Below are 25,676 nucleotides of genomic sequence, written 5' to 3'. Positions count from 1 at the left end.
CTCCACTTCTTATAGTAAAAAGAAAGGGATGAAACCAAATGGTTTCATCCCTTTCCATAAAATAAGGAAGCTAACAGTTGTTAGCTTCCTTATCGTTCATTTCAATTATTTAGTTCGACACTTTAGATTCTTCAATTTTCTCACGAAGAACCATTTGCAGAATACCACCGTGACGGTAGTAGTCAATTTCAACTTCACTATCGAAACGAGCTACTACTTCAAATTGTTTTTCGTTGCCATCTACATCAATTGCAACTACTTTTACAAGATCGCGTGGTCTAACTGTTTTGTCAATTTGAATTTCAAATGACTCGTTACCAACAAGACCTAATGTTTCAGCACTTTCGCCGTCTTTAAATTGAAGTGGTAATACACCCATTAATACTAGGTTACTACGATGAATACGCTCGAAGCTTTCTGCGATTACTGCTTTAATACCTAATAAGTTTGTACCTTTCGCAGCCCAGTCACGAGAACTTCCCATACCGTAATCTTTACCAGCAACTACTAGAAGGCCTGTGCCATCTTCTTTATATTTCATAGCAGCATCATAGATTGACGTTACTTCACCAGTTGGCCAATATGTTGTGTATCCGCCTTCTGTTCCTGGTGCGATTTGGTTTTTAATACGGATGTTCGCGAATGTACCACGCATCATAACTTCGTGGTTACCACGACGAGAACCGTAAGAGTTAAAGTCAACTGGTTGTACGCCGTTTTCTAATAAGTAGCGTCCAGCTGGTGTATGCTTACCAATTGAACCTGCTGGTGAAATATGGTCTGTCGTTACAGAATCTCCAAATTTACCAACTATGCGTAAACCTGATAACGTTTCAACTTCACCTGGCTCTTTAGATAATCCTTCGAAGAACGGTGGATTTTGAATGTATGTTGAATCATTATCCCAAGTATATAGAGCTTCATTTGAAGTTTGGATTTCATTCCAGCGCTCATTGCTGTTAAATACTTGTGCATATTCTTTCTTGAACAGTTCAGATGTAACAACGTTTTGAACTACATCTTCAATTTCTTTAGCTGATGGCCAAATATCGTTGAAGTAAACAGCATTGCCATTTGCATCTTTACCGATTTCATCATTTTTCAGGTCAATATCAACAGTACCTGCAAGTGCATATGCCACAACAAGTGGTGGTGATGCCAAGTAGTTCGCTTTTACAAGCGGATGAATACGACCTTCAAAGTTACGGTTACCAGATAAAACAGATGTTACTAATAAATCATTTGCTGCGATTGCTTCTTCTAATTCCTCGGCTAACGGACCAGAGTTACCGATACAAGTCGTACAACCGTAACCAACTGTTTGGAAGCCTAATTGATCTAAATATGTTGTTAAACCTGATTTATCTAAGTATTCAGTAACAACTTTAGATCCTGGCGCTAATGATGTTTTTACGTACTCAGGTACTACAAGCCCTTTTTCAATTGCTTTCTTCGCAACTAGACCTGCCCCAATTAATACGTATGGGTTTGATGTATTTGTACAGCTTGTAATTGCAGCGATTGCAATTGCACCTGTTTTCATCGTTACTTCTTTATCTTCTAATGTAACCTTCACTTCTTTATCGAACTCCTGCTCATTAAATCCAAGTCCTTGTGTTCCAACTGGTGCTACAACAGCTTTGTGGAACGCATCTTTCATATCTGAAAGTGGAATTAAATCTTGTGGGCGTTTCGGTCCAGAAAGGTTAGATTCAATTGTATTTAAATCAATTTCAACAAGATCAGTGTAAATTGGATCTTTGCTGTCTGCTGTATAGAATAAACCGTTCGCTTTACAATATTCTTCAACAATGCGAATTTGCTCTTCATCTCTACCTGTTAAACGTAAGTATTCTAATGAAATATCGTCAATTGGGAAGAATCCACAAGTTGCGCCGTATTCTGGTGCCATGTTTGAAATTGTTGCACGGTCAGCTAAAGGCATGCTCTTTAGTCCATTACCGAAGAACTCAACGAATTTACCCACTACACCTTTTTGACGTAATACTTGTGTTACTTTTAATGCAACGTCAGTTGCTGTCGTACCACTTGGAAGTGTACCAGTTAATTTCACACCGATTACTTCAGGTACTGGGAAGTATGAAGGCTGTCCAAGCATTCCTGCTTCTGCTTCAATACCACCAACGCCCCATCCAAGAACGCCGATACCGTTAATCATTGTTGTATGTGAGTCTGTTCCAACTAATGAATCTGGGTATGCAACTAAGTCACCTTCAGCATTTTTCACAGCGTGAACAACCGGTGCTAAATATTCAAGGTTTACTTGGTGTACAATACCTGTAGCTGGTGGAACTGCACGATAGTTATCAAATGATTTTTGTGCCCAGCTTAAAAATTTATAACGTTCTTCATTACGTTTAAACTCTAAGTCCATGTTGAATGCAAGCGCGTCTGCCGTACCCGCTCTATCAACCTGTACAGAGTGGTCAATTACAAGGTCTACAGTAATTTCTGGATTAATTTTATCAGGATCTCCGCCCATGTCTGCCATTGCTTTACGAAGCGAAGCCAAATCTACAACAGCTGGAACACCAGTGAAATCTTGTAAAATTACACGAGATGGTTTAAATGGAACATCGATATCTTGCACATCTTTCGTTCCCCATTTCGCTAAATTTGTAACATGTTCTTCTGTAATTACACGTCCGTCTACTTGACGTAGTACTGATTCAAGTAAAACTTTCACGGAATATGGTAATTGAGATACGTTGCCAACCCCTGCGTTTTCAAGCGCTTTCAAATCATAATAATGATACGTTTTTCCATCTACTTCAAAAGTTGCACGTGATTGAAATGGATTATGTTTGACCATTATGTTTCCCCCCTGTTAAACGTGACTAAGTTGTCTGAATATAAAATGTAGACAAACTTTTCAATACCTTACGATAATATCTTATTACAACTTTCTAAATAAGTAAATAATAAGAAACTTATAGATTATCATAAGTTTTCTTTATGTTTCTAAATTTGAATAGTGTTCATGCTCCTTATGAATACTATTACCATAAAGTAAAGTGCTCTATTAGCGCTTTACTTACAGTTCATACATACTATGAACTGCTCATCATTCAACATACAAAAAATATTATAGAGGTGAAATGAAATGGGTAAAAGAAAAGCAAATCATACTATTTCAGGAATGAATGCGGCACCTGCACAAGGACAAGGAACTGGTTACAATGAAGAATTTGCAAACGACCCTTTAACTCCAGCAGAACGACAAAATAATAAGAAACGCAAAAAGAACCAGTAACGAAAAATCCCAAAAGGTCCATTTTCCTTTTGGGATTTTTTCTAATGTTTATAACGTAATAATTCTGAAACCGTTACAAATCGATATCCTTGCTTTTTCAGCTCAGGTAAAATTTTCGCTAGCGCTGCTACTGTTTGACTACGATCATTCCCTCCATCATGTAACAATACGATATCTCCACTTTTAGCATTTTTCACTACATGATTTACAATAGATTCAACCCCTGGATTTGCCCAATCACGTGGGTCTTGATGCCACGACCATAGAACAGTTTGATAACCAGCTTCTTTCGCTGTTTTAAATACAGCATCGTTAATATATCCGCCAGGAGGACGGAATAGCAAAGGTTCTTTCACCCATTTTTTAAAATATTTCTTTCCATCTAAAATATCATTTTCTAATTTTTCATCTGATGAATTACTCGCATACAAATGATTCATCGTATGATTTCCAATTTCATGTCCCTCTTTTAAAACTTGTTTCACCAAATACGGATTACGCTGAACTCGAAATCCAATCATAAAAAATGTCGCTTCTGCTTTATATTGACGTAATAAATTTAAAATTTGTGGTGTATAAGTTGGATCTGGTCCATCATCAAATGTAATGGCAATAATCTTTTCATTATTAGGTACTTCCCATGTTACATAGCCAGTTGGTTCTAGCTCTTTTCTGAGCAACATTTTCGCTTCCACTTTTTCAACTTGAAATATATGTACTGCGCATAATAAAGAAAGAACGAATAGAAAAATTTTCTGTTTTAGCATAACGTTCGTCAAAGTAATAAGGTTGTCGAATACACAACGACCTCATTTACTTTTCTAATTGATCTACATTTCGCATAATGTTTTGGAGATTATTTTCGTATTGCTCAAGTTGTGGGCGTTGTGTTTCTGAAGCTACTTCTAACGCATTTTGAATCTGTTCATACGCCTCCTGAACCTCTTGGCGTAACTCTTTTAAATCATGACCGTAGTTTGGATCATTTTTTACAATGTTGTTAAATGCATGTTCTGCTTGTGTGACTCCTTGCTGCGCTGCTTGAAAAGCTTGTTGTTTATCTTTATGATATGGCATTATATAATCCCCTTTCCATAATAGTTAGTCCCATTTATCTTTACCTTTTTTTCTAAAAACATTCTCGTATAAATTTGCAAACTTCTCTCATTCTAAAGAGAAAGAGGAGGTGTCACATACAATGGGAAAAAACAATCGTGAAACGAAAGAAAAAAAGGGACAACCTGAACCATTAAGCGGATCTCATAAAGTAAAAAACCGTAACCATTCACGCCAAAAAAATCATGCGCATCATGATATGTAAACCAAAACAATCACACTAGCTACCTTTACCACATACAATATTTATATTTTTCCATTTATTCTTCACCCCTACTTCATTCATGCATAACATAGTATGAATTGAGATTTTACGGAGGGTGTCTTACATGGGCAAGAAAAAGAAGGATTGTCTTTTTCATGTTGATGGTTTCGAGGAATGGATGGATCAATTTTGTTCTGATTCTTGTAGTAACTTTAGTTTCCCAAATCAAATTCATATTGATCTTTGTGAAACTGAACAAGAATACATTTTGGAAACAGATGTACCAAATATAACTGAACAAAACGTAGTCATTAAAAAGATGGAGACAGGCCTAAACATTTGCATACTTCACAAAAACACTTCTTTACAGCGGACTATTCCTTTACCCGCTAATATCATTTATAAGAAGATGCTAGCCTGCTCAGAAAATGGATTTTTAGCCATTCATATTTCAAAAAATGAAGTTGCTAATGAGCATGAAAAAAAAGTTCTTTTTCAAATTGAGAATTAAAATAAAGTAAAACTTTAATCAATAGGAGTTTTACTGCTCGCAAATAGCGGGATAAATACAAAAATAAGCCCCAGTCATCTGCTGGGGTTTATTTTATTTCGCATGTATTTCTAAATTACAATTTCTATCATACCTTTTTTTCAATAAACCTTTTGTAACTAAAAGTACGGGAAATGCTACAGTTGAAAATATAGCTAACGCTGAAAACACTACAAACCCATTTTGATACCCGTAGTAATCGAGAAGTACTCCCCCGAACCAAGGACCAATTACTGCTCCAATTCCTGAAAATCCCATCGCTCCAAAATATGTTCCTTTTAAATGCGAAACAGCTATATCATCTATAAACACATCCGTCATTGAAAACATGAGAACTTCTCCAATTGTAAAAATAATTGTACACATGGCAGCACCTAGTGTAGATTCTACTATTCCAAATCCAAACAATCCTCCGCTCACAAATAAAGTTCCAGTCATAATGGATACTAACGGTGTATACTTTTTACACATTTGAATAACAGGGTATTGAATTACTACTACAACAATCGCATTTAAAGCTAACATATACGAAAACAATTTCACTCCATCTTGAAATATATGTGCATTTGCAAAATATTGAGATACTGTTGTCGTTAAGTGTGAAAAGCCACAATTACTCAAAATAATACCGACTACAGCAACTAAAAATACGACATCCTTCCGCAATATACGAACTGCATTTAACATGGTGACAGGCTTTTCTATCTTTACTTTCTTTTTTTCAATTGGATACTTCTTAAATTGGAATGCTAATATAGCTGTATATAGAATATATACTCCAGCTGCGACTAAAAAAGGAATTGTAGATTTTGCGCTTCCAATCTGTAATCCGACAAGTGGACCAATCGCTACTCCAACATTTATTGCACCGTAACGTAAGTTATATACGAGTAAACGATACTCTGGTTTCGTTAAATCTGATAATAATGCTCTTGACGTAGGTTCAAAAAAGGACCTACATAATCCATTCAAAGCATTTAATAAAAAGAAACTTAAAACATGATTTGCAAACGAAAAGCCTATAAATACAAACACCCAAACAATCATGGACCATATTATAATCATATTTCGGCCGAATCGATCCGATAAATTCCCCCCAATAAAACTAGCAAAAACTCCAACAAGTGCACTCGTTCCGATAATAGCACCCGTCATTCCAGCTGATACACCTTTAACAGTTGTTAAATAAATTGCTAAAAAAGGAATGCTCATTGACGTAGCGAACCTCGCAAATAAAGTCCCTATTATAATTGTCATTCCTAACGGATGAATATTTTGCAACTTCCCCTTCATCTTCAAACCTTCTCTCCCAATTCTCACATAAAAAAAGAAAGCAAAGGATCTGCTTTCTTTTCCCTTTTTATACTTGAGCTGTTGATACCCGAGCTGTTCTCGTTATGTCCATATCTATGCCATATGTAAACTGTAATTCTTTACAAACATCTTTAATTAAAATTGCGACATTATATTTCTCATTAAATTGTAAAACGATGTTTTCTACTTCTTCATATGTATACTTATATTCCCCTGTAATGACACTTTTCAAATCAAAGCATTCATTTATACAAAGTTGCACAAGTAGCTGGTCATATTTCTCTATTACATCTTCTTTCTTCCACAGTAACTCTTTTACATATAACCGATCAAACTTCACACTTTCTCGATTACAATCCGTTAAAATCCGGGTCATTTCATTTAATTCTCGATACAATTCAGAAATATTTTTACTTAAACTAAGCAGTTTATCTACGCCGTTTTCATATAACATATTCATCCCACCCCCGCATTTTCTTTTTCTTATTATAGCAAGAAAATTCTAAAAATAGTTTCTTTCTTCTGAAATATTAGGAAACTAATTTCAAATGCTTTACAATGAAACTAGTGAACACGAAAGGGGAAAGGAAATTGGAGAAAAAATTATATTACACTGACGCTTATAAGCAAGGCTTTACTACTAAAATTTTAAAGCAAGATTATGATAAAGACGGTAACTTATACGTTGTTTTAAACGAAACAGCATTTTATCCGACAGGTGGCGGACAACCGTATGATACTGGCACATTAAATGATATCGATGTAATTAATGTAGAAGAGATAAATGGAGAAATTCGTCACTTCATTGCAGAAAAATTACATACAGAAGAAGTAGACGGTAAAATCAATTGGGAGCGCCGTTTTGATCATATGCAGCAGCATGCAGCTCAGCACATTTTATCTGCTGCTTCTTGGGATCATTTTAACATACCTACGATCGGATTCCATCTTGGAAAAGAAACGGTAACAATTGATTTAGAAACAGAAAATCTGCATGCAGAAACGGTCGAAAAAGCGATACAAATTGCAAACAAAATTGTTTTTGAAAACCATCCCATCCGCATCGAGTGGATGAACTTAGAAAAAGCGAAAACTTTACCCCTTCGTAAAGAACCGACTATAACAGAAAATATACGTGTTGTTATAATTGAAAACTTCGACTACAACGGCTGTGGCGGAACGCATCCGAAACGTACAGGTGAAGTTGGGCCTATTCAAGTATTAGGATGGGAGCGCAATAAAGGTGGCATACGATTAACGTTTATCGCTGGTTGGCGCACACTTAAATTAATGGATCAACAGCAACAAATTATAAAGGATGTCTCTAAACAATTAAACAGTAGCGAAAGTGATATTCCGGCAAAAGTAGCACACCTTCTTACTTCTCAAAAAGAAAACGAAAAAGCAATACAAACAATGAATGAAAAATTATTATATGCAGAGGCAAATGAACTACTGCAACAACCTGCAGAAATACATGCTGGCATACTTATTTCTAAAGTATTTACAAATCGTTCTATGCAAGAAATCGCAAAGCTTTCTGCTATTATTACAGAACAACAAGAGCATGCCCTTACATATTTCGTCATTGAAAATGATGACAAACTACAATACATCCTCGCTTGCGGAAAAACAGTCACGCTTGATATGAACGCACTTTTAAAAGATGCTCTTCCTGCAATTGAAGGAAAAGGCGGCGGAAATAAAAAGAGTGCGCGCGGCGGCGGAAAAGCGGTTATGACTGGGGACGAGTTTTTAAATCAACTTGTGTCTTCTTTACAGTCCGCAGTATAAAACATGTTTATGAAGGATAGCTAACTGCTATCCTTCAACTATATTTACAGGCCTATATTTTGTTTCAACCCTTGATAACTCCCTGCATTTGCAAACCCCTCACTTACCAGTTTTATAAAAGATTCAGAAAAACCATAGTGACTTAATTCTTTAATCGGTACCATTTGCACATCATGAATCGGATTATGATCAAACTCGTTAGAAGGTAGCATAATTTCACCTTCAATCCTTTCAAGCAAAAACGTAATATGTAATAAAGATGGGCTAGCATCTGGTTTATCACAAACATAGAGTAGCTTCTTAATTTTAACTTCTAACCCTGTTTCTTCTCTCATTTCTCGAATCATCGCTTCTTCTAACGTTTCACCATTCTCTACCCTTCCCCCAGGTAAAGACCAATTGCGGTTAGCCACTTTTTGCTTTACTAGCAATACCTTCTCATCTTCAATTAAAATTCCCGTAACACGAACTTGCATTACATTTTCCATATATAATCTCCTCTTCCCGTTATATTTACAAATTAACCCTTCCACAAAAAGAACATACGTTTTATAATTAAAGAAAATTATGGAAGAAAGTAGTTGGTACATCTATGCGTCCATCTCTAACAAAGTCTATATCACTTGAAGATTTCCAAAACTATTATTGGTTAAAAGCAGAACTCCAAACATTTTGTCGTGAGCATGGTTTGCCAGCTAGTGGCTCTAAGATTGAAATAACCGAGCGTATCTCACATTATTTAACTACTGGTAAAACATTAAAATACAGCTCTGGTCAAAAGGTGAGTAAAGCTTCCCTCTCTTATAAAGACCTTTCTCTTCAAACGATTATTACTAACAATCACCGCTGTAGCGAAGATGTTCGTGCCTTTTTCAAAGAAAAAATCGGAGCAAACTTCCGCTTTACAGTAGCTCTTCAAAAGTTTTTTAAAGAGAATGTCGGAAAAACATATGAAGACGCGATAACGTTTTGGTATGAAGAAAACAAACGAAAAAAAGATCCTACATACAAAACAACTATCAGCGCGCAGTTTGAATACAATCGTTTCACTCGCGACTTTTTTGAAGATCCAAATAATAAAGGAAAATCAAAAGCTGACGCTATCGCTGCTTGGAATGAAATAAAAGTAAAACCCGGTAGCAACGCTTATGTTCCTCAAAAAGTAGAAAACTAGTCCCTTTCTAGTCTTCTACTTTCTCAAATAATAGCGCAAGCCCTATTCCACCACCAATTCCTAACGTCGCAATTCCATATTTCATATGCTCTCTTTGTGCTTGATAAAACAAACGTGTCACAAGCATAGATCCAGATGCACCGTACGGATGACCGAGCGCAATTGCACCACCATTTACATTTAATTTTTCGAAAGGAATTTGTAACTCCTTTGCACAAGCAACAACCTTTGAAGCAAATGCTTCATTTATTTCAAAATAATCAATGTCCTCTACTTTCATATTCATTTCGTTTAATAATTTGTTCACCGCAAATATCGGACCCGTCCCGGGAAGATTTGGATCCACTCCAACTACAGCACTACGAACGAAACGAAGAACAGGCTTGTATCCTAATTTTCGGGCTTGCCCCTCTTCCATTACAAGAACGGCACATGCCCCATCATTTACACCGCACGAATTGCCTGCCGTTACTGTACCATTTTGTAAAAATGCAGGCTTTGTTCTTTTAATCATTCTTTCATACTTCATTTCTCGTTTTATAGCTTCGTCTAAGGATCCATTAAACGAAAATATTTCATCTTGTAAATATCCATTTTCTAATGCTTGCAGTGTCCGTTTATAACTAAGACAAGCATACTCGTCCTGCATTTCTCGCGTTAGATTATAACGCTCTGCAACATATTCAGCCGCTACTCCCATATTAGGATCTCCAATTGTTTCTGGTGAAAATCGCGCTCTATTTTGAAAAGGTGATGTACTTGTACTCTCTACTCCTCCTGCAATATAACAATTACCTGCCCCGCCTTGAATGAAATGACACGCGGTGCGAATCGCTTCCAATCCGGCACCACATTGCCGGTCAATCGTTACACCAGGAATATGATAGCCAAGTCCTGCTTCTAAAGCAGATAATCTCGCAACATTCCCTCCCGGCCCAACAACATTCCCTAATATAACATCGTCTATTTCTCTCTCAATTCCTTTACTTAAAAACGTAAGAAGCGGCGTTACTAATTGCTGAACTTCATAATCTTTAAACATCCCATTCTTCTTACCAATAGGTGTCCTTTTTGCTTCTACAATAACCGCTCTATTCATATATCTTCTCCCGGTGTTTAATCATATTTTTTGCTGCAATACGAGCGATTTTCCCGCTATCTGTATACGGTATTTCATCTACAAAATGCCATTCTTTCGGTATTTTAAACGAGGATAATCGTTGTAAGCAAAAACTTTTTAATTGTTGCCTCGTAGCACTTCCTTTTACGATGGCGACAGGTTTTTCACCCCAGTAACTATCTTTCACACCAATTACAACTATTTCATCAACAGCTGGGTGTTCATGTAATACACTTTCTATTTCTTCTGGAAAAATATTAATTCCTCCAAATAAAATCATGTTCTTCTCTCTACCCACTATGTATATAAAGCCTTCTTCATCTTCATAACCTACATCTCGCACTGTCATCCAGCCATCCGCAGTCAACTCTGGAACTAAAACCTTATCCAATATGTAGCCCATAAAAAACTGATCACTTTTCACATAAACAGTTCCTATCTCGCCTTTCTGTACTTCTTCTCCTGCTTCGTTACATATTCGAACTTGCACATTGTGACAAGGTTTTCCTACTGAATTTGGCCTTCTATCGCTCTCTTCATCAACAAGTGCTGTTACAAAACTTAGTTCCGATGCACCGTAAAATTCATATTTTTGCGCATAAGGAAATATAATCTTTATTTTTTCTTTCGCTTCAGCTTCCCATTTCGCTCCTGACGAAATAATTTTCATTCCATTTTCTATCACTCTATTTTCTTTATATAAAGATTCTAGCATTGTCGGAACTGTATACATGACCGAAACGTGTTCCATTTCTAACTTATCCAGCACTTGATCTGGAATAAACTTTTTCATTATATGCACCGTTTGCCCTACATATAATGCACTTATTGCACCGTATAAAAAAAGAGAATGAACAAGCGTCCCAGCTATTAAAATAGAATCTTCTTTTTTCATATGAAAGTCATGTATATTGCAATCAAAACTATGAACCCACGATTGTTGTGCACGTAAAAATGCTTTTGCCTTTCCAGTCGATCCTGATGTAAATCCCATATAAAACGGAGCATGTTGTACATTTTCCACAGGATAATATGCAGGAAGATATTTCTCTATCATTCTTTTCCACTCAGCAATTTCAATTACTCTTCCTTTTTCATCCGATAGATCATTTACCTTATATCGCTCTGTCACAATCATATCCGGATTACTAATTACAATTCTTTCTTTGAGCTCATCCTGTTTCCACTTTATATCTAATGGCACACAAACCCATCCAGCCATAGCAGCACCAGCAAATAATTGTAAAAACTCCATACGATTCTCTAATAAAATTGCTATCATTTTATTCTTCGATTCTTTTTCGTTCAACCAGTTTGCTACTTTACAAACTGACTCAAACCACTCTTTATATGTTAAAACTCGATCATTTTCCTTTATTGCTATTTTATTTGGCTGTAAAGAGGCATGCTTTTTATATTCTTTCGTAATTCCCATATGAGATGTCCTTTCTTTACAAAATAATAAAAAGAAACACGCAATGAACGTGTTTCTTCTCTTTCTTATCCCGCATTTGTATACTTCCCACTCTTTAGAGCAGGCGTAATAATATGTTTCAATGAACGATGTAATTTTGTTACAAGAATTGCTGCTATAATCGCTTTTATGCAATCACCTGGTAAAAACACAACACTCACCTTCATCGTTTGCCACACAGAAACATCCATAACGAAAGCTTGTACAATAATACCAAATACATAAACTACGAAAATACCACCAATTATATTAATACATAATACCTTTATTATAGAAACTTCACGTAAACGCTCAATTAAATAACCAATGACAAACGCTCCAACGATATAACCAAGTAAATATCCTGCACTTGGCCCAACAAATACACCTGGTCCCCCGCGTCCACCTGCAAGTAATGGTGCTCCAACTCCAACTATAAGTAAGAAAATAAGCTGACTTAACGCACCAAGACGTGATCCTAACAATCCACCAGCAAGCATAACACCGAGTGATTGTAATGTAATCGGAACTGGTGTAATAGCAAGAGCAATTGGGGGTATTAATCCTAACACTCCCATAATTGAACTAAATAAAGCGACGAAAACTAAGTTTTTTGTATTCATATTTGCTTCTCCTATTTGTAAACTTAAAATGTTTTTCAGATAACATATTATAGGAGTTATATTATCTTTCTATCTAGACTTTGTCAACTTGCTTTTCATATCGGTTTACAAATGTAAATTCAATTATTTCTCTTTATGCAAATGCTCAAGTTCTTTTCGCAGTGCCTGTTTTAAAAACTTCCCAACAGATGTTTTCGGTATTTCTTCCATAAATACAATATCATCTGGTAACCACCATTTCGCAAACTGAGGTTTTAAAAACTCATATATTTCTTCTTTTGTAACCGTACTATTTTTCTTTTGAACAACGCAGGCAACTGGGCGTTCTTGCCACTGCGGATGAGGAATTGCAACGACAGCCGCTTCAAATATAGCATCATGTGCCATTAAAGCATTTTCAAGATCCACTGAAGAAATCCATTCTCCCCCGCTTTTAATAACATCTTTCGTACGATCAACAATTTTCACGCAGCCTTCCTCATCAACTGTAACAACATCACCAGTATATAACCAACCGTCTCGGAATCCTTCGACAGTACGATCATCGTTATAATAGCTTTCAGCGATCCAAGGTGCTCGTAAACATAACTCTCCCATCTCAGTACCATCCCACTTCACTTCACCATTTGTACCGACTACTTTCATCTCTACACCAGGGACAAGATATCCTTGTTTTGAGCGGATTTCTAATTGCTCTTCATATGATAATTCTGTTTCATAACTTTTTAAACGTGCAAGTGTTACGAGTGGGCTTGTTTCAGTCATACCATATGCATGTACGAAAGGAACATTATATTTTTGCTCAAATGCTTTAATAACGCTTTTCGGTGCAGCAGCACCACCGCATAATATTCTCGTTATACTAGATAAATCGTAACTATTATTTTCTAATTCTTGTAATACACCGAGCCAAATTGTCGGCACACCTGCTGCTATCGTTACTTTTTCAGCTTGAATCATCTCTAATAAAATTTTTGGAGTAAACATTGGTCCTGGCAGAACTTGTTTAGTTCCAAACCAAGTAGCAGCAAAAGGAAGTCCCCAAGCATTCACATGGAACATCGGTACAATTGCCATCGCCGCATCACTTTCCGATAAAGCAGCTGTATCCGCTAAACCGAGTGCCATACAATGCAGTACAGTACTACGATGCGTATATACAACACCTTTTGGATTTCCTGTAGTCGCTGACGTATAACACATACCAGCAGGTGTATTTTCGTCAATATCTTTTACAAATTGGAAAGTTGGATCGCCTTCTTCTAATAGCTTTTCATAATGATATACAGGTTCTAGCGTAGTATTGGGAAGTTCATCTTTATCAGTCATAATAATGTAGGCTTGTACAGTTGATAATTGTGATTGAATATTTTCAACGAGTGGTACGAGATCTTCATCTATAAGTAGAATTCGATCTTCTGCGTGCTGAATAATGTATGAAATATGTTGAGGAGATAAACGAATATTAATTGTGTGTAAAACGGAAGCAATACCAGGAATAGCAAAATATGCCTCCACATGTCGATGATGATTCCACGCTAACGTTCCTATACGCTCGCCTTCTTTAATTCCTAATTTTTTTAACGCACTGGAAAGCCTTCTCGTCCTTTCACCTAACTGCTTATACGTTAACGTCGTAACTGTATCATGTGTCCGTGAAACAATTTCTTTCTTTGAAAACAGTTTTTCTGCTCTTTCCATCATAGAACTAATTGTTAGCGGTACATTCATCATCATATTGGTTATATCCCCCTTTAAAGCGTTTTCATTTTTTGTTTATTATAACAGACTTTTACAAAAAATTACGACATTTTTCTGTATTTTCTGAATTATTTCTTTGGAAATAATTCAGAAAATACTAAGAGAAAATATATTAAAATTCCTTCTTACGATATATAAATACCGAAATGAAATAAGAAAAGATATATATGATAACGCCAAATATTGTATATAGAATTGAAACGTATACAGATGAATTTAAATTTGATATTGGAAATTGTTCTATTAGATATCCAATTACACTTTGTAATCCAAAATAAGTAACAAGTCCCCCACATGCGCCTCCAATTGTAATAGCATCAGATTTTTCTGCTCCAAAAACATAGAGAAGCGGATAAGCTATTGCTCCGGCATTAAGAATGATGAACGTCCCTAAAGAAACACTCTTAAATATACCATCATCAAATGGTGTATCTGAAACTAAATCATGTACATAAAATATGCCATACGATAATAAAGTACCAATAATTACAACTAAAAAATAGAAAAGATAGTGACTTTGTACAATATTATTTCTAGTAACCGGTAAAGTAAGTACATATTTTTCATACCCCGACTTACTCTCATATTTAATAACTTCAAGTGCAGGAATCGCAGCAAATAAGATAATAAACGTAGCAATTAAACGGTACATTGAAGCATTACCAAAATAAAAAACAAATCCCGCTCCTAATATCGCTATTCCCATGAACATAAAGAAAGTTCGATACACTAGATAATAGTTTGTCAATAATAAACCTTTCATTTATTTTTCACTCCTCGTTAATAAAACACTTATTTCTTCTATTGAAATGGTTCTATGAGCAATCCCATTTGGTAGTTTATGCACATCTGATACAAGTACATTGAAATAAGAACCATTATTCCTTTTCACCACAACTATATCTTTGTTGATTAAAGTTAGTTGTTCCTCATTAACATCTACAATGGCATAATTGTCCAAAATCTTATCCTTTTCTTCATTCAATAAAATTTCTCCATCTTTTATAACGATAAGATGGCTAGCGATTTTTTCTACATCACTCATAATATGAGAAGAAAGTAATATACCACCATTACTTTTACTCACAAAACTTTTTAATTCCTCTAACACCTCCTCCCTAGATGAAGGATCAAGACCTCCTGTCGCTTCATCTAGAATTAATAATTTTGCATTATGCGACAATGCAACAGCTATAGATAGTTTCATCGACATTCCACGGGAAAATCTACCTACTTTTTCATTAGTAGGTAAAGAGAAAGAATGAACTAATCGGTAAAAATTTTCTCTATCCCAAGATTCAAACATCTTTTCAAAAACCTTATGTAGTTGTTTTATTGTAAGATGAGCCGGTAGATTCATAGCATCAAATACGACTCCAATCTTCCCCTTATTCTTGGCATCTTTATTTATATTTTCTTCACCAAATATTTTTACTGTACCGCTATCTTTAGAAATTAATTCTAGTACTGTTTTAAATGTTGTTGATTTACCTGCCCCATTGTCACCAATAAATCCAACAATTGCCCCTGATGGCACATTGAATGTAACATCTTTTAAAACAACTTTGCTTCCAAATGATTTACTTAAATTTTTAATTTCTAGAATGTTTGACATCATTTCACTCCCATCTTAACTTTTAATAAAATTGATTTTCTCCTATTAAAAATTATCCACTTTATCTCTCACTTTCTTTTTTAGTTTAAAAATAATACGATTGCTATATTCTTTATTTTCTACTAAAATTCGATACATCTCCCACACTCCTACAACACGAACAAAAAGATAGACCCCAATTGCAATAAGTACAACACAGTACGGATAATACTTCACCAATTCTCCTGAAGTGATATGCTTTTTCTCAAACAAAAACGGTATTGCTCCTGCGGCTATAAAACAAAATCCAACAATCATCACTGCAGCATACTTCTTCTTAATAATCACATATCTTTTTGTCAATTCTTTTAGAAAGTTTTGATCAAATAGTAGTTCTTCCTTTTTCAATACATTGTATCGACTCTCTTCTATCGTTACAGGTACCATCATTGCTCCAATTCCAAGGACAGCAATGATAATAACAAGAAATGTCGACATTGTTGCATTTTCTTTAAATAATAAATACGGTATTGTAGATAAAATGAGCAAACTAAATCCTAACGCAATATATTTAGAAATTTTTTGTCCATACACTATATACCCTTCTGCCATTTCCTGACTTACGTAATAACCATCCACATTTTCATTATTTTGCTCAGCAGTTTCCTTTAATAAATAATCAAGTGATACTTCAAATACATTTCCAATCAGTATTAACTTTTCAGTTTCAGGAAAACCTTGACCGTTTTCCCATTTACTAACTGCTTGCCTTGTTGTGTTTAATTTCTCAGCTAATGCTTCTTGAGAAAGGCCCTTTTCCTTTCTTAATTTAAAAAGCTTCTCACCAAATCCCATATGTGTGTCCTCCTTTGTTTTCTTACCTAAATTGTATGTAAACATTGCCCTTATCTCTATCTTCCTGCGGTTGCACTTTGTCAACTTACGGTTGCGATTGTGTTATTTAGCCGTTTTCTATACGATTTAGCTAGTTTTCTTCTATGATTATGGCGTTAATAAAACACCTCTCCTAATAACCAATTATAACAATTAAAGGTAATTGTTGTTATAAAAAAAACAAAAAACTCCCTTATTCATTTAAAGGAGTTTTCGATATAAAATATTCCAAGAAGACTAATTTTTCTTCCTCATATTGATTCACAACTTCTTCTATACATTTTTGTATGTCATACAACGATTAATAAGCATCCCACACAGTATAAGTTGTCATCTCCTTATATAAGGCACACTCACATATATGTAAAATATTACTCCTTATTAACTTTCCTAATAAAAACACTTCTCCATAATCATAACGGCTTCTGCTTAAACTTTTCATAATGTCGTACTTTTAATAAAATGATATTCCCGCAATCTGTACAAATATAAGCATCTACTGGTGAAGACGTGAACATCGTCTCCTTTTTCCGTATTTGTGCATAACCGACAAACTCCCCTTCTCCTATGTTATGAGAACCACAATTAGAGCATGTCTGCACGTCTTTCTGTTCCATGAGAGCACCACCTTTAATCTGTTTCCACTCCCTTCGACAGCTCACTTCCATTTCCCTTCCAAAAAACCTCTTATTCTCTTACATTTCAACAGGAATCTCAGAACAAACATCGTATATGTACTATGAAATATATTTATTGACGGAGGAATTTTATGAGTACAATTATGACAGTTAATACAGCATAAGAAATTGAAAACGCAGAAATACATATGCTTTCTTCTAGATTAGCGCTACTGCAAGCAATAAGCGGAAATCCAATGCAAGTACAAATGAAAAAATTCGGGAGCGCCACTGCCTTTTCATCAAAAATAATTGCTGGTCCTGCTTTTAACACAGTAAAAGGGATTACATTTACAAATACAGATGAGATAGATGAAATCATCTCTTATTATCAATCGCTACCAATTCCTTGTCGTTTTGAAATTACACCCGCTCAAGGTACAGCTGAATTATTTCAATACTTATCTCAAAAAGGATTTTACCAATCTAGCTTCCATACCGCTTTATATAGTATACCGAGAGAAGATCCATCCCTTCTTCCTTCTAACATTTCAGTACGCCAACTAAAAGAAAATGAGTTTGATATTTTTGCAGATATTTATGTACGTGGATTTCAAATGCCGTCATTTACAAAAGATGGCGTGCGCCAAAATAACGAAATTCTTTACAATAAACCAGGATGGCATTTTTTCATAGCAGAAGTTCAAAATACTCCTGCGAGCATTGGTGTCCTGTATATAAATAATGGAATTGCTTCATTAGCTGCTTCTGCTACTTTGCCAGAATTTCAGCGTAAAGGCTGTCATACTGCATTAATTCAAAAACGAATAGAAAAAGCTATAGCGACAAACTGTCATTTAATAGTTGGACAAGCTCGCTTTGGTAGTGGCAGTCAAAATAATATGGAACGTGCCCATATGAAAATTGCTTATACAAAGTCAATATGGACTGCAAAAGACATATAATTAACATTCTTTCTCCTTCCATTGCAATCTTATACATTCTATGACAATTCCTTTTCTATCCCATTAATCATTTGAATATTTAAACTAGATTTGTTACGCTATTACTAGATACATCATTCAACTTGCAATATGAAAAGAGAATTCTAATCAAACTACAAGGAGGAGAAATGTATGACTAAACATGATCATGGTTTAAAAGAAAAAGTAGAAGGTGCTATTGATAAGGTAAAGGGTGAAGTAAAAGAAGTTGTCGGGAAAGTAACTGACAATAAGAAATTACAAGCTGAAGGAAAATGGGATAAGGTGAAAGGCACTGCTAAAGATACGGTTGGTAATGTGAAAGAAAAAGTACATGAATATAAAGAGAATAAATAAAACAAAGATGTATGGTGGTGCAAGTAGGGAGTTACTAGATCCGAGAAAAAAGAATTTGTATTTTATATTTGCACATAAAATCATTTTAAAACGACAAATAGATGCCTCAAGGCATCTATTTGTCGTTAAATAACTATTTTACTTCTACTGTATAATTACCTAATCGCTCAGGCTTTTTCTTACTAACATAGTGCCTTTACTAGAGTAAAAGATTAATTTGTGAAATTTGGTTTTAGGTCACCTGTATACGGTTCATGCTCAACAAAGATTTTTATATCTTTTCCATTCGCATCTTTCCCGATTCTTGTATACGTAAATTTATCTTTATTTAACTCTGTAAGTTCAAGGACCGCACCATATTTATTATTCCCTAACGAAACGTGAGCTCTTATTTTATTACCATGTACAACATCAAAGAAACCATAGTCTCCACGACTTTCTCCTGTATTCACATTGAAAAACTCGTATTTATTTGTATTTTTATTATATTTTGCTAGACTGATTAAGTTTGAGTTATATTTTGTTACATTATTACCCTGTTCGTCTAATACCACCGTTCCGTTCCATAGTGTACTAGATAAAATTTCATCTCCATCAACGTCTGTAACTATTTTTCCCGTCGAGCTCTCTAAATTTTTATCAGGTCGCGTGAAAGACAGCTCTTTTTCATGATAAGGAACATGTTCAACAAACACTTCTACATCATTCCCTTTTGCATCTTTCCCCATTCTTTTATATGTAAATTTCTCCTTGTCTAATTGCGTTAATTCAACAACCGCTTGATAATTTTGCGTTTCAGAAATTAACACTCTTTTCTTTCCATCGTTGGTTATAAAGAAGGTACCGCTATCATTACGACTCTCTCCTGTATTTGCATTGAAAAATTCATACCTTGCAGTTTTAGCATCATATTTTGCAAGCCCGATGAAATTTTGATTTTCTTTCGTTAAATCATTATGATCTTTGTCATAGACTTTTGTCCCTTTCCAGTTTGTTTCACCAAGTATGCTAGCTAGTAATTGCCCTTTCGTTTGTTTAGTGTGTTTAGTTTCTTGTATTGCATTGTATAAAAATTGTGCGTACTGTTCACGCGTCACATCCATACTTGGAGCAAATTTCCCTCCTCCTACTCCTTTTGCAATATTATTTGTTTGAACAGCACTAATTGCGTTTCTTGCCCATGAGTTCATTGATACGTCATTAAAAGTGTGATCACTCTTTGCCTTTAAATGAAATGCATTTGTAAGAACCTGTGCCATTTCTGCACGTGTTAAGGATGCCTTTGGCCTAAAGTTCCCATGCTCGTCACCCGTAAAAACACCCATTTCTGTTAAAGACAAGATTTCCTTTATATAGCTTGTCGAATCTTCGCTTACGTCCCCATATGGGTTCTGATAATTTTTGTTTTCTGCCACATTAAAATAACGATACATTAAAGCTGCGACTTGTTCGCGTGTTACGTTATCTCCAAAACCAAATCTCCCATCCTCATAGCCAAAAATGATTTTCTCACCTGTTAATTGATGAATCGCCTCATATGCCCAGTGCCCCTTTGGAACATCTTTAAATACACCAGTATGATTCGTTTGTGGTGTAATCCCTTCTGCTTTCACTTCTCCACCTTTTTCAGTTAATAGAACTCCACCTAAAACTGCTGATATGATACATGTTTTTAAAATTGTTTTATTCATAGCTTCCCAATCCCTTCCTTCATTTAACAAAAAATCACACCACTTATCTTCCAAAAGAAGATTCTATGTGAGTAATTCATGTTTTAAATTTTGATTACAGCTAATTGTATACAAATTTTCAATTCCCCCAACTTTGATACGAAGTATTACACCTCCAAAGTTCTTTTTCATAGTATTCATAGCTGCTATATATAGGAATTATAAATAGCAACTATAAATTGCCCATAAATAAATTATTAAAAAAAGATAAAATTAAGATAATATATTTTTAATCTCAATCTAAAAAAACGTTATTCTTTCTCATCTAGCTTGCTAAGAAAGAATAACGTTTTTTAATTCTAGGTTCCTTGTGACAAAAAAGAAAAGGCTTATTTTATACGTCCAAAAACAACTTCACGGCCTTTTCCAAACAAAACATCGGAAAAAAGCCGTGGCATAATACTTATTTTATAATTGACGGAAGACGACCAAAATGGCTCTTTTTACTTCCCTTCGCTCTTCTCTAGCACATACAAATCTTCTTCAATATTTGATAATTTTTCAGTTACAAGTTTTCTAGCATCTCCAATTGCTTGATTGTATGCAAATGGTCCTACTAATTTTATCATTTCTTCTATTAAACGCTCTGCTTGGAAACGTCCAATTTCATCTAAATCTTCTTCAACAAAAAATTGCTGAATTTGTGCTACAAGCTCTTCTTTTTTATCATTTGGTATTTTTATATTCATCATCATTCGTTACTCCTCTATATTTAAGATAATACGTTTCTTAACTCTACCATAGAAAAGCGATTTCCTGGACAAGTTTTTGTAACCCCTTCTAGCTCTCTATGGCCAAGTATATTCCTTTTCTCTATAGCAAACTGCTTCATAAACATTTTACATAAAGAATATAATGCATTCATTTGTGCGGTAGTTGGATCATATTTATCAAAATTACCCGTCATACATATTCCAATTGTATCCCTATTATTATCTTTCGCATGTGCTCCAATATGTATACCTCGCCCTTCGACTACAGTTCCATCTTCTTCAATAAAATAATTGTAACCGATCCCGCTCCATCCTCTTACTTTTTGATGAAATTCATGTGTTTTATACACATCCCATCCATCTTCGGATGTATGGTGGATAATCAATTTATTTACTTTTTCTAAAGGAACTAATTCATCTTGAAATGTTAAATTTGCACATTTAATTTCCATTTGAACATCCTCCCTTAAAAGTCAATCATCACAATTGTTTTATCATCTGGTCTTATTCTCTTTTCCCCTTCCAACTCTTCAATAATTGCTACATATTCGCTTATACTAGTATTTCTTATATATGCAACAGTTTGTTCGAGTGGCCAATCTGGATGGAATAATCCGTCTGAACAAATAAAAATCCCGCTCACTTCCTCTATATGTAATTCACCATGTTGTAAATAATGTACCGCTTCTTTCATTCCATTTGCAACGGAATACCCGCCCTGTATATTTGCAAGATAACGATTGTATTTTAACTGTTCTCGCACATCTTGAAAAATATGTTCTTCTGGTACAGATAACCCCTTTTTACGATCTTCTTCTCTCTTCTTTTTTGCTCGTTTACTAATTCCTTCGACCGTATCTCGCGTTAATGCTTGCATCGTTCCATTTTGAAGTATTGCGACAATCATACAGTCCCCTAACTGTGCGTATTCAATTTTCCCACCTTCTATTTGAACTGCTGCAATACATGTACACCACAAATGTTCTTTTTTTCTCGTATCCACTTTATATTCTAACATTTTGCTTTGTAATGCTTCATTTGCTTTTGCAACTGCAACTTGTAAACTATGAGTTTCACGTAATGAAGCAAAATAACTTGCAAATAAATGCGAAGCTATGTATGCTCCATTATGTCCCTTTTCATCCCGAAACGGGACGAGCGGTGTTGCCCCATCACATACACCATAAATCTTTTTATCTTCATTACAAAAATAAGAATCCTCACATTCTTGCTTCAACGGGCTTTTCTGTTGATACGTTTTTACCCTCATATCTGTATCCCCTTTCAAATGATAAAATACTCGAATTCTTTTGATTAATCTAATTTTCCGAAATAAACTGTTTTTACCCAAAACTTTCAATATCATATATAATCTTGAAATAATATGAATTTTTTAGTGAAGGACGGGAAAGAGATGGTCAGATTTCTTGGTGTTATTATTGGTTCTATTATTATTGCGATTGCCTTTAATCTTTTCCTTATCCCCCACAAAATTTTAAGTAGTGGAATTGGCGGAATTGCTATTATTTTAGGGATTGTAACTCCTGTAAACACGGGTATTATTAACTTTGTATTAAACTTACCTATCCTTATTTTAGGATACATAGGTCTTGGAAAAAAAGTAATTTTTAACACGGTTATCTCTGTTATTGTATTATCGGTCGCATTATACTACGTTCCAGTAAAAGTCGTAGCAACAGATCCACTTTTATCATCTATCTTTGGTGGTGTCATTGCCGGAGCTGGTATCGGCCTTGTTTTTAACTGTAATGGATCAACTGGTGGATTTGATATTATCGGTATGTTGTTATCTCGCAAAAGAGACATTAAACTTGGTGGATTCCTTATTATTTTAAATGCAGTCGTTGTAATAATTGCAGGATTCTTCTTCACTTGGGATGTTGCTCTTACGAGCTTACTTTCCATTTATGTAACTGGTAAAGTCATCGATGCTATTCATACGAAACATCGAAAAGTTACACTTATGATTGTAACAAATGAAGCAGAAAAAATGAAAAAACAACTTCTTTCAACTGTTGTACGTGGGATTACATTACTTGATGGTGAAGGTGCTTATTCCAGTGAAAAAAAACGTGTACTTATGACAGTCGTTTCTCGTGAAGAATTGGCAAGTATGAAATTAACAATTTCAGAAATTGATCCTCATGCATTCGTTAACATTACCGAAACGGTTGAAGTGTTAGGGTTGTTTAGAAAAGGTTAAAAAACTAGGTGGAAATCCACCTAGTTTTTATTTTCCATAAATTCAATTCGATTTCCAAACGGATCTGACACGTAAAATCTAATTACATCTGGACGTGCATGATCGTCTATTACTTCAATACCTTGCTTTATTAACTCTTGTTTAAATTCATCAATTTTTAAAACATAAAAAGCTGGATGCGCCTTTTTAGCAGGATTGAAGTTTTGCTCAACTCCGATATGAATCTCTTGATTTCCACACCTGAACCAGCACCCACCACGCTTCTTTAATTCCTCTGGCTTCGGTATTTCCTCCATACCTATTTTATGACCATAAAACTCTCGTGCTTCTTCTTCACACCCTACAGGCGCAGCTACTTGCACATGATCAATCCCTTGAATATAATTTTTCATTTTATCTCCCCCTCCTCTATCCTAATGTTATAAGGAAAACACACTCCTGTAACTTACAAAAGATTTATAAAACAATATAAGCTCCCCTTATTACCACCTTACACTCACTTTACCAAAATAAAGAAAATAAAATTTATTCTATAACTTCCATTTTTTATAGAAATACACATTACATCTATATTATAGTTATGAATAGACAAATCTTTTTAGATGCTAATTGTACGGAGGAAATTATATGAGTCGTAAAAAATATTCATCTACTCAAAAAAAACGTCATCCGAACATTTCTGGACGTTTACGAAAACATGTACAAGATCGTTCTTTAGCAGAAATGTACGCATCTCTGTTCGAACACAATCCTGATAGTATTATTTCATTAAATTTAGAGGGATTTATTCTACATATAAATCCTTCTGCCGAAAGAATACTAGGTTACACTTCTTTAGAATTAGAGCGCAAAAACATTACCTCTATTTTAGAAGCTCATATTTCTGAGCAAGTATTACAAAATATAAAGAATACTGAAGCGGATAATCAACAAGAGTATATCTTATCTATTTATCATAAAAGTGGATTCTTATTAGACGTCGTGACAAAACTAGTTCCTATTTTTGTCCAAAATCGTCTAACTGGCGTATATGCCATTATGAAACCTCTTGAAAAATCAGAAAGAATTGAAAAAATGCTAAAAGAAAGTGAGAAGAGATTACGTACATTAATGGATTCAATGCCTGCGTTTGTTATATTTAAGGATCATGAAGGGCGTTGGCTTGAGGCAAATGACTACGCACTTTCTTGCTTCGATTTTCATCATGTACCTTACCATGGGAAAAAAGATAGTGAACTCATTCAATATAATGAAGCGTACCGAGAATCTTTTTTACATTGTGAAGAGGTCGATGAACTAGCATGGCAACAAAGACAAATTCTTCACGGAGAGGAATTTATTATACATAGAGATGATTTCGACTTAATCTTAAGTATATCGAAAGTTCCTCTGTATCATCCTGACGGCTCCCGTAAAGGTCTTATCGTAATGGGAAGAGATGTTACAGAACTTAAAGAAACAGAAAAGTTATTACGAAGATCAGAAAAACTTGCTGTAGTCGGACAACTGACAGCTGGAATTGCCCATGAAATTCGAAATCCACTCACTTCACTAAAAGGTTTTTTAACATTGCTGCTCCCTGAAATAAGTGAGGAAAATAAATGGTATGTTGATGTTATGTTAAGTGAAATTTCACAAATGGAATCTATCACAAGTCAATTTATGGCGATGTCTAAACCACAAGTATTATCAATCAAAACTTGTAACATACAAGCTTTGATTGAAGAGGTCGTTACATTTATTTTACCAACTGCTATTATGCATAGCGTTCACATCATTATGGATCATTTTGATTACGTATATGACATTCAATGTGACGGCAACCAATTAAAACAAGTTTTTATAAATATATTAAAAAATGCGATTGAAGCGATGCCAACTGGCGGAAATATTTTCATCCAAACAAAACCATTAGAAGATACCTTCCTCTTAATACGTATTATCGATGAAGGTTGCGGTATCCCAGAAGAACGTATCTCTCGTTTAGGCGAACCATTTTATAGCTTAAAAGAAAAGGGAACTGGACTAGGATTAATGATGTGTTACAAAATAATTGAAGAACATCATGGTAAATTACACATTGCAAGTGAATTAAATAAAGGTACGATCGTTGATATTCAGCTACCACTTTCTTCATCTCACCTTGCAATCCAGTCTTAAATAATAAAAGAAGCATCTGC

28 protein-coding genes are annotated in these 25,676 nt (G+C 34.9%); 9 read left to right on the top strand and 19 right to left on the bottom strand.

Translation table 11 applies throughout. The features are described from left to right. Window positions 1–109: 109 nt before the first annotated feature. A complete protein-coding gene (acnA, locus tag ACUN28_RS11375; RefSeq protein ID WP_016086817.1) occupies window positions 110–2,833 on the bottom strand; it encodes an aconitate hydratase AcnA in 2,724 nt (907 codons plus the stop codon). 291 nt (window positions 2,834–3,124) lie between these two features. Here acnA and sspO point away from each other — a divergent pair, with 291 nt between their 5' ends. Then, window positions 3,125–3,274: a small acid-soluble spore protein O gene (sspO, locus tag ACUN28_RS11370; RefSeq protein WP_016086816.1), complete on the top strand. Its 150-nt coding sequence runs from the start codon at window positions 3,125–3,127 to the stop codon at window positions 3,272–3,274. Window positions 3,275–3,315: 41 nt separating this feature from the next. Here sspO and pdaB read toward each other — a convergent pair whose 3' ends face one another. Continuing rightward, complete coding sequence (gene pdaB / locus ACUN28_RS11365) at window positions 3,316–4,041, bottom strand: polysaccharide deacetylase family sporulation protein PdaB (RefSeq protein ID WP_098405149.1); 726 nt, start codon at window positions 4,039–4,041, stop codon at window positions 3,316–3,318. Window positions 4,042–4,087: 46 nt separating this feature from the next. Continuing rightward, window positions 4,088–4,351: a hypothetical protein gene (locus tag ACUN28_RS11360; protein ID WP_001146292.1), complete on the bottom strand. Its 264-nt coding sequence runs from the start codon at window positions 4,349–4,351 to the stop codon at window positions 4,088–4,090. Window positions 4,352–4,472: 121 nt separating this feature from the next. Between ACUN28_RS11360 and ACUN28_RS11355 the strand changes: the two genes are divergently transcribed. After that, window positions 4,473–4,595: a small acid-soluble spore protein P gene (locus ACUN28_RS11355; protein ID WP_016086814.1), complete on the top strand. Its 123-nt coding sequence runs from the start codon at window positions 4,473–4,475 to the stop codon at window positions 4,593–4,595. Window positions 4,596–4,719: 124 nt separating this feature from the next. Continuing rightward, window positions 4,720–5,106 carry an Hsp20/alpha crystallin family protein gene (locus ACUN28_RS11350; RefSeq protein ID WP_016086813.1) on the top strand — a complete coding sequence of 129 codons (387 nt, stop codon included), beginning with the start codon at window positions 4,720–4,722 and terminating at the stop codon, window positions 5,104–5,106. A 93-nt stretch (window positions 5,107–5,199) separates the two neighbouring features. Here ACUN28_RS11350 and ACUN28_RS11345 read toward each other — a convergent pair whose 3' ends face one another. Both ACUN28_RS11345 and ACUN28_RS11340 read right to left on the bottom strand, forming a co-directional pair. Next, window positions 5,200–6,438 carry an MDR family MFS transporter gene (locus ACUN28_RS11345; RefSeq protein WP_016086812.1) on the bottom strand — a complete coding sequence of 413 codons (1,239 nt, stop codon included), beginning with the start codon at window positions 6,436–6,438 and terminating at the stop codon, window positions 5,200–5,202. A gap of 67 nt (window positions 6,439–6,505) precedes the next feature. Further along, window positions 6,506–6,913 (bottom strand): hypothetical protein, encoded by a 408-nt coding sequence (locus ACUN28_RS11340; protein WP_000965133.1) that lies wholly within the window; start codon window positions 6,911–6,913, stop codon window positions 6,506–6,508. A gap of 137 nt (window positions 6,914–7,050) precedes the next feature. Here ACUN28_RS11340 and ACUN28_RS11335 point away from each other — a divergent pair, with 137 nt between their 5' ends. Then, the gene (locus ACUN28_RS11335; protein ID WP_016086811.1) at window positions 7,051–8,253 is read left to right on the top strand and encodes an alanyl-tRNA editing protein; all 1,203 of its coding nucleotides are present in this window, start codon (window positions 7,051–7,053) and stop codon (window positions 8,251–8,253) included. A 44-nt stretch (window positions 8,254–8,297) separates the two neighbouring features. Here ACUN28_RS11335 and ACUN28_RS11330 read toward each other — a convergent pair whose 3' ends face one another. Further along, window positions 8,298–8,741: an NUDIX hydrolase gene (locus tag ACUN28_RS11330; protein WP_016086810.1), complete on the bottom strand. Its 444-nt coding sequence runs from the start codon at window positions 8,739–8,741 to the stop codon at window positions 8,298–8,300. A gap of 104 nt (window positions 8,742–8,845) precedes the next feature. Here ACUN28_RS11330 and ACUN28_RS11325 point away from each other — a divergent pair, with 104 nt between their 5' ends. Next, window positions 8,846–9,427, top strand: coding sequence for a DUF6434 domain-containing protein (locus ACUN28_RS11325; RefSeq protein ID WP_016086809.1), 582 nt, complete (start codon window positions 8,846–8,848; stop codon window positions 9,425–9,427). Window positions 9,428–9,434: 7 nt separating this feature from the next. Here ACUN28_RS11325 and ACUN28_RS11320 read toward each other — a convergent pair whose 3' ends face one another. From ACUN28_RS11320 to ACUN28_RS11285, 8 genes are all read right to left on the bottom strand, one after another. Continuing rightward, window positions 9,435–10,526, bottom strand: a complete 1,092-nt coding sequence (locus tag ACUN28_RS11320; protein WP_016086808.1) for an acetyl-CoA C-acyltransferase — start codon at window positions 10,524–10,526, stop codon at window positions 9,435–9,437. After that, window positions 10,519–11,982: an acyl-CoA synthetase gene (locus tag ACUN28_RS11315; RefSeq protein WP_016086807.1), complete on the bottom strand. Its 1,464-nt coding sequence runs from the start codon at window positions 11,980–11,982 to the stop codon at window positions 10,519–10,521. The genes ACUN28_RS11320 and ACUN28_RS11315 overlap by 8 nt, the downstream gene beginning before the upstream one ends. Before the next feature lie 65 nt (window positions 11,983–12,047). Then, window positions 12,048–12,623, bottom strand: coding sequence for a biotin transporter BioY (locus ACUN28_RS11310; RefSeq protein ID WP_016086806.1), 576 nt, complete (start codon window positions 12,621–12,623; stop codon window positions 12,048–12,050). 123 nt (window positions 12,624–12,746) lie between these two features. Then, window positions 12,747–14,360 carry a long-chain fatty acid--CoA ligase gene (locus ACUN28_RS11305; protein WP_002167835.1) on the bottom strand — a complete coding sequence of 538 codons (1,614 nt, stop codon included), beginning with the start codon at window positions 14,358–14,360 and terminating at the stop codon, window positions 12,747–12,749. A gap of 136 nt (window positions 14,361–14,496) precedes the next feature. Then, window positions 14,497–15,147, bottom strand: a complete 651-nt coding sequence (locus tag ACUN28_RS11300; RefSeq protein ID WP_016086805.1) for an ABC-2 transporter permease — start codon at window positions 15,145–15,147, stop codon at window positions 14,497–14,499. After that, complete coding sequence (locus ACUN28_RS11295; protein WP_016086804.1) at window positions 15,148–15,999, bottom strand: ABC transporter ATP-binding protein; 852 nt, start codon at window positions 15,997–15,999, stop codon at window positions 15,148–15,150. It lies immediately after the preceding gene. 45 nt (window positions 16,000–16,044) lie between these two features. Further along, window positions 16,045–16,833, bottom strand: coding sequence for a helix-turn-helix domain-containing protein (locus tag ACUN28_RS11290; protein WP_016086803.1), 789 nt, complete (start codon window positions 16,831–16,833; stop codon window positions 16,045–16,047). 452 nt (window positions 16,834–17,285) lie between these two features. Continuing rightward, complete coding sequence (locus ACUN28_RS11285; RefSeq protein ID WP_016086802.1) at window positions 17,286–17,489, bottom strand: hypothetical protein; 204 nt, start codon at window positions 17,487–17,489, stop codon at window positions 17,286–17,288. Window positions 17,490–17,698: 209 nt separating this feature from the next. Here ACUN28_RS11285 and ACUN28_RS11280 point away from each other — a divergent pair, with 209 nt between their 5' ends. Both ACUN28_RS11280 and ACUN28_RS11275 read left to right on the top strand, forming a co-directional pair. After that, window positions 17,699–18,454 carry a GNAT family N-acetyltransferase gene (locus ACUN28_RS11280; protein WP_223267304.1) on the top strand — a complete coding sequence of 252 codons (756 nt, stop codon included), beginning with the start codon at window positions 17,699–17,701 and terminating at the stop codon, window positions 18,452–18,454. A 171-nt stretch (window positions 18,455–18,625) separates the two neighbouring features. Next, the gene (locus tag ACUN28_RS11275; RefSeq protein ID WP_016086800.1) at window positions 18,626–18,829 is read left to right on the top strand and encodes a CsbD family protein; all 204 of its coding nucleotides are present in this window, start codon (window positions 18,626–18,628) and stop codon (window positions 18,827–18,829) included. Between the two features lie 212 nt (window positions 18,830–19,041). On the opposite strand, the gene ACUN28_RS11270 is transcribed toward ACUN28_RS11275, so the two are convergent. From ACUN28_RS11270 to ACUN28_RS11255, 4 genes are all read right to left on the bottom strand, one after another. Further along, window positions 19,042–20,520: a DUF4822 domain-containing protein gene (locus tag ACUN28_RS11270; RefSeq protein WP_016086799.1), complete on the bottom strand. Its 1,479-nt coding sequence runs from the start codon at window positions 20,518–20,520 to the stop codon at window positions 19,042–19,044. 482 nt (window positions 20,521–21,002) lie between these two features. Beyond that, window positions 21,003–21,254: a DUF2164 domain-containing protein gene (locus ACUN28_RS11265; RefSeq protein ID WP_001983516.1), complete on the bottom strand. Its 252-nt coding sequence runs from the start codon at window positions 21,252–21,254 to the stop codon at window positions 21,003–21,005. A 17-nt stretch (window positions 21,255–21,271) separates the two neighbouring features. After that, a complete protein-coding gene (locus ACUN28_RS11260; protein ID WP_016086798.1) occupies window positions 21,272–21,724 on the bottom strand; it encodes a peptidoglycan recognition protein family protein in 453 nt (150 codons plus the stop codon). A gap of 14 nt (window positions 21,725–21,738) precedes the next feature. Continuing rightward, entirely contained in the window at window positions 21,739–22,542 is an 804-nt protein-coding gene (locus tag ACUN28_RS11255; RefSeq protein WP_016086797.1) for a protein phosphatase 2C domain-containing protein, read from the bottom strand. Between the two features lie 144 nt (window positions 22,543–22,686). Between ACUN28_RS11255 and ACUN28_RS11250 the strand changes: the two genes are divergently transcribed. After that, window positions 22,687–23,496, top strand: a complete 810-nt coding sequence (locus ACUN28_RS11250) for a YitT family protein (protein ID WP_000251342.1) — start codon at window positions 22,687–22,689, stop codon at window positions 23,494–23,496. A 20-nt stretch (window positions 23,497–23,516) separates the two neighbouring features. On the opposite strand, the gene ACUN28_RS11245 is transcribed toward ACUN28_RS11250, so the two are convergent. Continuing rightward, window positions 23,517–23,888, bottom strand: coding sequence for a VOC family protein (locus tag ACUN28_RS11245; protein ID WP_016086796.1), 372 nt, complete (start codon window positions 23,886–23,888; stop codon window positions 23,517–23,519). A gap of 235 nt (window positions 23,889–24,123) precedes the next feature. Between ACUN28_RS11245 and ACUN28_RS11240 the strand changes: the two genes are divergently transcribed. Then, window positions 24,124–25,656 carry a BA3702 family sensor histidine kinase gene (locus ACUN28_RS11240; RefSeq protein ID WP_016086795.1) on the top strand — a complete coding sequence of 511 codons (1,533 nt, stop codon included), beginning with the start codon at window positions 24,124–24,126 and terminating at the stop codon, window positions 25,654–25,656. Window positions 25,657–25,676 lie beyond the last annotated feature (20 nt).

The sequence above is a fragment of the Bacillus sp. WC2507 genome, assembly GCF_052656125.1.
This window is presented reverse-complemented; position numbering and strand designations above follow the sequence as displayed.